This is a genomic window from Nakamurella sp. (assembly GCF_048594475.1).
In the GTDB taxonomy this organism is placed as follows: Bacteria; Actinomycetota; Actinomycetes; order Mycobacteriales; family Nakamurellaceae; genus Nakamurella.
Genome location: NZ_JBMDXT010000331.1, coordinates 21,230 through 29,092, shown reverse-complemented (window position 1 = coordinate 29,092; position 7,863 = coordinate 21,230). Strand labels below are relative to the sequence as shown.

Here is a 7,863-nt window from a genome sequence, read left to right as displayed (position 1 = left end):
GCGCCGGGGGACCCGGGCGGTGGCGGCGCCCTGCGGGGCCGGGGGCCGCACCACCCGGGCGGGGGCGGCCGGCGCGCGCCGCCCGGCGGCCGGCTCGGCCTCCCGCCAGACGACCGGCGGGAACGACCAGCGCGGCGGCCGGGTGCCGTAGCTCGGTGGCCCGGTGTACGGCCGGGCCGGGGCCGGCGCGGCCGTCGCGGGCGGGCCACCCGGTGGCGGGTGGGCGATCCACCGGTGCCGGGGCAGACCGCACCGGGCGCACCGGGATCCGCCGTCGCTCTGACGCGCCCCGCACCGCGGGCACCCCCAGCCGCGGGCGGACCCGGCCGGCGGTCCGGACCGGGCCGGCGGTGCGAACGAGCTCTGACCGGTCATGCGCGGGCGCTCAGATGACCTCAGGGGCGGCGTCGCCGTCGGCCTCCATCGGCCGGCCCGCCCGGGCCCACGCCCCCATCCCGCCGGCCACGTTCACCGAGTCCCAGCCCTGCTGGTTCAGGTAGGCGGTCACCCGGGCCGACCGGCCGCCGGACCGGCAGATCACGTAGACCGGGCTGCCGTCGGGCAGGTCGTCCAACCGATCGGCGAGTTCGGTCATCGGCACGTGGACCGCGCCGGGGGCATGCCCGGCGGCCCACTCGTCGTCCTCCCGCACGTCCAGCAGCACGGCGTCGGGCGGGACCTGGTCGATACTGACCTCTGGAATCGAAGCGCTCACCCGGCCATGATTCCACCGGTGCCCGGCCGCGGGGTCGGGAGCGGGCCGGCGGTCGCCCGGACTGTTCACACGGCGGACACCTGGCCCGTACATCTCGCGCGCAGCATGGCAGGGCTCGGCGGCGGGGCCGCCGGGTCGCGACGGTGAAGGGCAGGACATGGACACCTTCGATCTGGTCGTCATCGGGTCGGGACCGGCCGGCCAGAAGGCGGCGATCGCTGCGGCCAAGCTCGGTCGTCGCGCCGCCGTGGTCGACCGCGGCCACATGATGGGCGGCGTCTGCATCAACACCGGCACCATCCCGTCCAAGACCCTGCGTGAGGCCGTGCTCTACCTGACCGGCCTGAGCCAGCGGGAGCTGTACGGCGAGGCCTACCGGGTCAAGGACGACATCACCATCGGCGACGTGGCCGCCCGGATCGCCCATGTGGTGAACCGGGAGGTCGACGTGGTCCGCAACCAGCTGACCCGCAACCACGTCACGGTCGTGCCGGGCACCGCCCGGTTCGTCGACCCGCACACCGTCCGGGTCACCGCCGCGGACGGCACCGGCCGGTCGATCCGCGGCGACAAGATCGTCATCGCGGTCGGCACGAAGCCGGCCCGGCCGGGCTCGGTGGACTTCGACGGAGAGACGATCGTCGACTCCGACCAGATCCTGGGGATGCAGCGGGTGCCGGCGTCGATGGTGGTGGTCGGAGCCGGCGTCATCGGCATCGAGTACGCCTCCATGTTCGCGGCGCTGGGCACCAAGGTCACCGTCGTCGAGTCCCGGCCGACCATGCTGCCCTTCTGCGACGACGAGGTCATCGAAGCCCTGAAGTACCACCTGCGCAGCCTGGCGGTGACGTTCCGGTTCTCCGAGACGGTGGCCGAGGTGCAGAAGCACCCGGCCGGCACGCTGACGGTGCTGGAGTCCGGCAAGAAGATCCCGGCCGACACCGTGCTGTACTCCGCCGGCCGGCAGGGCGTCACCGACGAGCTCGACGTCCGGGCGGCCGGCGTCCCGGCCTCCGACCGCGGGAAGATCGAGGTCAACGAGAACTTCCAGACCGAGGTGTCGCACATCTACGCGGTCGGCGACGTCATCGGCTTCCCCGCCCTGGCCGCGACCTCGATGGAGCAGGGCCGGCGGGCGGCCTACCACGCCTTCGACGAACCGGTCGGCAAGCTGGGCGACCTGCAGCCCATCGGCATCTACTCCATCCCGGAGATCAGCTTCGTCGGGCGCACCGAGGGGGAGCTGACCGCCGACCGGGTGCCCTTCGAGGTCGGCGTCGCCCGGTACCGGGAGCTGGCCCGCGGGGCGATCCTGGGTGATTCGTACGGGATGCTCAAGGTGCTGGTGCACGCCGAATCGCGGGAACTGCTCGGGGTCCACGTCTTCGGCACGAACGCCACCGAGCTGGTGCACATCGGGCAGACCGTGATGGGGTGCGGTGGGACCGTCGACTACCTGGTCGATGCGGTGTTCAACTACCCGACGCTGGCCGAGTCGTACAAGGTCGCCGCGCTCGACGCGGTCAACAAGATGCGGGCGATCGCGAAGGTGACCGGGACCGGGCCCTCCGGGCCGCTGCCCGAGTAGCCGTCCCGCCGCACCCGCCCCCACGGAGCAGGCGGCCGAGCACCGGACACGACTGTTCGGCCGAAACGGACAGCGCCGGGGGTTGCCGGTAGGGTCGGCGCCGTCGAGGCCGGCGCGCGGACGCCGCCGCGGGCGTGGGGGTGGGCCGGGTGACGTTTCGCGTGCTGATGGTGTGTACCGCCAATCACTGCCGCTCGCCGATGGGTGAGCAGCTGCTGCAGCAGGCGTCGGCGGACCGGTTCGGCGGCGCGGGGTGGTCGGTCGACTCGGCCGGCACCCGCATCCCCGGGCCCTGGCCCATCCACCCGCACGCCGCCACCGTGCTGACCCGGCGGCTGGGTCACGTCCAGCCGCACACCTCGCAGGCGCTGTCCCGGGCGCTCGTGGGCGCAGCCGACCTGGTGCTGACGGCGTCCCGGCGGCAGCGGGGCGTCGTCGTCTCGGCCGTGCCCGCCGCGATGGGACGCGCCTTCACCATCCGCCAGTTCGCCCGGCTGGTCGACGCCGTGCCCACCCCGGCGTCCGGCGCGCGGCCGGCGGATCCGGCGGACCAGGGCCGGTGGCTGCTGACCGAGGCCAAGCTCGCCCGGTCCTCGCTGCAGCCGGTTCCGGGCGACCAGGAGGACCTGCCCGATCCGATGGGTGGATCGCTGGCCGACTTCGAACTGTGCGCGGACCGGCTGCAGGACGCGATCGACCGCATCCTGCGACCGCTGGGGCCGGCCACCCCGCCGGCCTGACGCCCCGACCACGCCGACGACGCCGACCACGCCGATAACCCCGACGACCCGACGACCCCGACGACGTCGCGGCCACGGCCGGACGAGCGGACCGACCGCCGCGGCCGGCCTACTTGACCAGGCGGGACAGCCGCCGGTCGGCCAGCTTGCGGCCGCCGGTCTGGCAGGTCGGGCAGTACTGGAAGGACCGATCGGCGAACGACACCTCGGCGACCGCGTCGCCGCAGACCGGGCAGGGCAGGCCGGTGCGGGCGTGCACGCGCAGGCCGGTGCGCTTCTCGCCCTTGAGCCGGGCGGCCTGACCGCCGACCGAGCGCACCACCGCGTCGGTCAGCACCATGGCCATGGCCTCGTGCAGGCGGTCCAGCTCGTCCTGGTTCAGCCGGCCGGCGGTGGCGTAGGGCGAGAGCCGCGCCGTGTGCAGGATCTCGTCCGAGTAGGCGTTGCCGATGCCGGCGATGATGCGCTGGTCGGTCAGCACCGTCTTGATCCGCCCGGTCTGGCCGGTGAGCACGGCCGCCAGCGCCGCCCGGTCAAGATCGAGGGCGTCGGGACCGAGCCGGGCGACCCCGGGCACGGCCTGCGGGTCGGTGACCACCGCGGCCGTCACCGACTTCTTCGTGCCGGCCTCCGTCACGTCGAACCCGCCGCCCGAATCGAGCACCACCCGGAGCGAGATCGGGCCACCCATCTTCGGCGGCCGCGGCGAGATCGCGTCCGACCAGCGCAGCCACCCGGCCCGGGCCAGGTGCAGCAGCAGATGCAGCTCGGCCGGCGCGCCGTCCGGCATGGCGGGCCCGGGTCCGGTGACCAGGTCGAGGAACTTGCCGTGCCGGCCGGCCCCGGTCACGGTGCGCCCGACGAGGGCGGACGCCGGCGGGTCGTAGGTGGTCAGCACGTTGAGCGAGGCCACCGTGACCGCCGTGATCGTGCGCCCGCCGGCGTGCTCGGTGAGGAACGCGGCGAGCGCGGTGACCTCGGGCAGCTCGGGCATGGGGCCAGTCTGCCGGACCGGGCCGGCCCCGACCATCGGACGGGCGGGCGGCGTTCCCCGGCACCCCGCGAGATGCACGGCCGCGGGGACTGCACCACACTGCTGGGCATGACGCAGCTCGCCACCCAGGGCCCGCGCACCGGGCCCGGTGCCGCCCGCCGGATCCGCTGATGGCCCGCACGAGTCTGCGGCGGCAGCCGAGGGTGGCGGTCATCGGGTCCGGCTCGTGGGGGACCAGCGTGGCCTCGATCGTGGCCCGGCACTCCCCCACCGTCATCTGGGGCCGCTCCCCCGAGGTGGTCGAGCAGATCAACACCGGGCACACCAACGAGCGCTACCTGCCCGGCTTCGACCTCACCCCGTCGCTGACCGCCACGACCGATCTGCAGGAGGCCGTCGAACCGGCCGACATCCTGATCATGGCGGTGCCCTCGCACGGGTTCCGCGGCGCCCTGGACGACCTGGCCCCGCACCTGCGTCCGTGGGCCCCGGTGGTCAGCCTGGTCAAGGGGTTGGAGCAGGGCACCCGCAAGCGGATGACCGAGATCGTCGACGAGGTCCTGCCCGGCCACCCGGCCGGCGTGCTGGCCGGACCCAACATCGCCCGGGAGGTGGTGGCCGGCTACGCGGCCGCCGCCGTCATCGCGATGCCGGACCCGCACCTGGCCGCCCAGCTGGGCGAGCTCTTCCGGACCACCTACTTCCGCATCTACTCCTCCTCCGACGTCGTCGGGGTGGAGATCGCGGGGGCCCTGAAGAACGTGTTCGCGATCGCGGTCGGGATGGGCGACGGCGTCGGGAGCGGCGACAACACCCGGGCGATGGTGATCACCCGCTCCCTGCGCGAGATGACCCGGCTGGGTACCGCCGTGGGCGGGCAGCCCGAGACGTTCGCCGGGCTGGCAGGCATGGGCGACCTGGTGGTCACCTGCACGAGCAAGCACAGCCGCAACCGGCACGTGGGCGAACTGATCGGCCAGGGCGTGCCGCTGCCGGAGATCCTGGCCGGCATGAAGCAGGTGGCCGAGGGGGTCAAGACGGCGTCGGTGGTGCTCAAGGTGGCCGCCGACGTCGGCGTCGAGATGCCCATCGCCCGGGAGGTGGACGCCGTGGTCAACCACGGGTCGACCCCGGAACGGGCCTACCGCGGCCTGCTCACCGAGGCGCCCGGGCACGAGGTGCACGGCGCCAGCTGGTGAGCGGCGGCCTCACTGCCGGGCGAAGCCGATCTGCAGGTCGTCCAGGTAGTCCGCGGCGAACCCGGCCTGGGAGTAGGCCAGGTAGAAGTTCCACATCCGGACGAACGTCTCGTCGAAGCCCAGGTCGAGCACCTCGGGCAGATGCCGGTTGAATGCGTGCCGCCACTGCTCGAGGGTCGGCACGTACGAGTGCCCCAGCCGCCGGGTCTCCTGGATCCGCAACCGGGTGTGCCCGGTGACCACCTGGTCGATCGCGGTGAGCGAGGGCAGGGCGCCGCCGGGGAACACGTACTTGTGCACCCAGGTGTAGCCGTTGCGGGTGGCCAGCAGGCGCTCGTGGGCCATGGTGATGGCCTGGAGCCCCAGCCGCCCGCCGTCGGCCAGCATGCGGTCGATCGCCCCGAAGTAGTCGGGCCAGTAGGCCTCGCCGACCGCCTCGATCATCTCCACGCTGACCACCGCGTCGTAGGACCCGGCCTGCCGCGCGGCGTGCTGGCGGTAGTCCTCCAGCAGAACGTCGATCCGCCCGCTCAGCCCGGCGTCGGCGATCCGCCGAAGGGCGAGCTCCCGCTGCGCCTCGGACAGGGTCAGCGTGGTGACGTGCACGTCCCGCTCCCGGGCCGCGCGCATGGCCAGGGCACCCCACCCGGAACCGATCTCCAGCACCCGCATGCCGGGCCGCACGCGGGCCAGGTCCAGGATGGCGTCGATCTTGCGCAGCTGGGCGGCCGGCAGATCGTCGCCGGGCTCGAACCACGCCGCGGAGTAGGTCAGGCTCGGGTCCAGGAACAGCTCGAACAGGTCGTTGGACAGGTCGTAGTGCCGGTGGATGTTGTCCCGGGCCCCGGTGACCGTGTTCTCCTCGGCCGACGGCAGCCGGTGCTGCCAGATCCGGCGCATGGACTGCAGCGGGCGCGGGACCAGCACCGACATCCGGTGGGCGAGCACCTCCAGCACGTCGGCCAACTCGTCGGTGGCGGCATTGACCCGTACCGGGTCGAGCGAGCGCAGGTCGGTGCCCGGCCGGTCGGCCGACACCCGCCACCCGCCGGTGGTCATGTCCCCGGTCATCCACGCCTCGCCGAACCCGATCAGGCCGTCGGCCCCCAGGCGGGTGAAGAAGCTGTCCGGGCGGATCAGCTCCAGGGTCGGTCCGCCGGCGCCCCACCGGGTGCCGTCGGGGAACTGCAGGGTCATCGGCAGTGAGCGCACGGCCGCGGCGGCGAGCCGGCGGGCGATCGCGGCGTGCACGGGCAGCCGCGGGACGTCGAACAGGCCGGGCCACAGGCCCGCGGCGGGCCACGGGGTGGGGTGCCGGCGGGTCGGCGTGAGCAGAGCCATCGGACGCGGATCCCTTCTCGTCGGAACGGCCGGACGGACCACGGTCGATCCGCCCATCGTCGTTCGTCGCGGGCGGACCGCCGGATGGTTTCCCCGTCGGGCGCGGACCTATTCTGCTCGACTACCGCCCCGGCCACCGCCACGGATTCCTCCCACCGACACGAACCGGCCGGCCGGACCCGCCTCTTGCGGGCCCGACCGGCCGGCCGGAACGACAATGGGGTCAGAGGCCCAGGGAGGACGCGACCGACTTGACCTCGGCGGCGGACGCCTTGAGCAGGTCGACCTCACGATCGGACATCGGGACGTTCAGGACTCCGCCGACGCCGTCCTTGTTCACCAGGGTGGGCAGCGACAGGCAGACGTCGCTGATCCCGTGGAAGCCGTCGAGCAGCGACGACACCGGCAGCACGCCGTTCTCGTCGCGCAGGATCGCCTCGATCACCCGGGCCCCGGCCAGTCCGACGGCGTAGTTCGTCGCCCCCTTGCCCTGGATGATCGCGTAGGCGGCGTTGACCACGTCGTGCGCGATCTGCGCCTCCTGGTCGGCGTCGAGCCGGGCCCCGGACGGGCTCACGAACTCCTGCACCGGCACGGTGCCGATGCTGGCCGTGCTCCACATCGGGAACTCGGAGTCACCGTGCTCGCCGGCGATGAAGGCGTGCACGCTCTGCGAGGCGACGCCGAGCTTGCGGGCGATGACCTCGCGCAGCCGGGCCGAGTCGAGCACGGTGCCGCTGCCCAGCACCCGGTTCTTCGGCAGGCCGGAGAACTTCAGGGCGGCGTAGGTGAGGACGTCGACCGGGTTGGTCACCATGACGATGACCGCGTCCGGGGCCACCGCGAGCAGCTGCGGGACGAGCGCCCGGCAGATGTCGACGTTCACGCCGGCGAGCTCGAGCCGGGTCTGTCCCGGGCGCTGCTTGGCCCCGGCGGTGATCGCGATGACGTCCGCGTTGGCGCAGACGGCCACGTCGTCCGAGCCGTCCACGTCGGCCGGCGGGCAGAACTGCAGACCGTGGCGCAGGTCCAGGACCTCGGCCTCGACCTTGGCCTTGGCCATGTCGTACAGGACGACGTCGTGGGCGGCACCGCGGATGAGGCAGGCGTACGCAAGGGTCGCGCCGACGGAACCGGCGCCGACGATCGCGACCTTGTTCCGGCGGAGAGAGATGTCAGTCATGGGACAAACCGTATCCAGCCGACCACGGACCGGCAGGGTCGAAGGTCCGGACTCGTCCCGGGCGGACGGCCCGTTGCGATTCAGTGACCCAGGTCACGACTGA

7 protein-coding genes are annotated in these 7,863 nt (G+C 73.4%); 3 read left to right on the top strand and 4 right to left on the bottom strand.

Annotated elements, in window-relative coordinates; all coding sequences use genetic code 11:
• Positions 1–385 precede the first annotated feature (385 nt).
• On the bottom strand, positions 386–715 hold the full coding sequence (locus ACOJUF_RS15110; RefSeq protein ID WP_420122653.1) for a rhodanese-like domain-containing protein: 330 nt from the start codon (positions 713–715) through the stop codon (positions 386–388).
• A 157-nt stretch (positions 716–872) separates the two neighbouring features.
• Here ACOJUF_RS15110 and sthA point away from each other — a divergent pair, with 157 nt between their 5' ends.
• Both sthA and ACOJUF_RS15100 read left to right on the top strand, forming a co-directional pair.
• Positions 873–2,303 (top strand): Si-specific NAD(P)(+) transhydrogenase, encoded by a 1,431-nt coding sequence (sthA, locus tag ACOJUF_RS15105; protein WP_420122652.1) that lies wholly within the window; start codon positions 873–875, stop codon positions 2,301–2,303.
• A 149-nt stretch (positions 2,304–2,452) separates the two neighbouring features.
• Positions 2,453–3,043, top strand: coding sequence for a low molecular weight phosphatase family protein (locus tag ACOJUF_RS15100; protein ID WP_420122651.1), 591 nt, complete (start codon positions 2,453–2,455; stop codon positions 3,041–3,043).
• 109 nt (positions 3,044–3,152) lie between these two features.
• On the opposite strand, the gene ACOJUF_RS15095 is transcribed toward ACOJUF_RS15100, so the two are convergent.
• Positions 3,153–4,037: an Fpg/Nei family DNA glycosylase gene (locus ACOJUF_RS15095; RefSeq protein ID WP_420122650.1), complete on the bottom strand. Its 885-nt coding sequence runs from the start codon at positions 4,035–4,037 to the stop codon at positions 3,153–3,155.
• A gap of 170 nt (positions 4,038–4,207) precedes the next feature.
• On the opposite strand from ACOJUF_RS15095, the gene ACOJUF_RS15090 reads away from it, so the two are divergent.
• Positions 4,208–5,236 carry an NAD(P)H-dependent glycerol-3-phosphate dehydrogenase gene (locus ACOJUF_RS15090; RefSeq protein ID WP_420122649.1) on the top strand — a complete coding sequence of 343 codons (1,029 nt, stop codon included), beginning with the start codon at positions 4,208–4,210 and terminating at the stop codon, positions 5,234–5,236.
• A 9-nt stretch (positions 5,237–5,245) separates the two neighbouring features.
• Here ACOJUF_RS15090 and ACOJUF_RS15085 read toward each other — a convergent pair whose 3' ends face one another.
• Positions 5,246–6,577: a class I SAM-dependent methyltransferase gene (locus tag ACOJUF_RS15085; protein WP_420122648.1), complete on the bottom strand. Its 1,332-nt coding sequence runs from the start codon at positions 6,575–6,577 to the stop codon at positions 5,246–5,248.
• Between the two features lie 223 nt (positions 6,578–6,800).
• The gene (locus ACOJUF_RS15080) at positions 6,801–7,760 is read right to left on the bottom strand and encodes an L-lactate dehydrogenase (RefSeq protein ID WP_420122647.1); all 960 of its coding nucleotides are present in this window, start codon (positions 7,758–7,760) and stop codon (positions 6,801–6,803) included.
• Positions 7,761–7,863 lie beyond the last annotated feature (103 nt).

Excerpts from the sequence above, each read along its gene's own strand:
- ACOJUF_RS15090 (WP_420122649.1), top strand. The coding sequence starts at position 4,208 with ATGGCCCGCACGAGTCTGCGGCGGCAGCCGAGGGTGGCGGTCATCGGG.
- ACOJUF_RS15080 (WP_420122647.1), bottom strand. The coding sequence starts at position 7,760 with ATGACTGACATCTCTCTCCGCCGGAACAAGGTCGCGATCGTCGGCGCC.
- sthA (WP_420122652.1), top strand. The coding sequence starts at position 873 with ATGGACACCTTCGATCTGGTCGTCATCGGGTCGGGACCGGCCGGCCAG.
- ACOJUF_RS15095 (WP_420122650.1), bottom strand. The coding sequence starts at position 4,037 with ATGCCCGAGCTGCCCGAGGTCACCGCGCTCGCCGCGTTCCTCACCGAG.
- ACOJUF_RS15085 (WP_420122648.1), bottom strand. The coding sequence starts at position 6,577 with ATGGCTCTGCTCACGCCGACCCGCCGGCACCCCACCCCGTGGCCCGCC.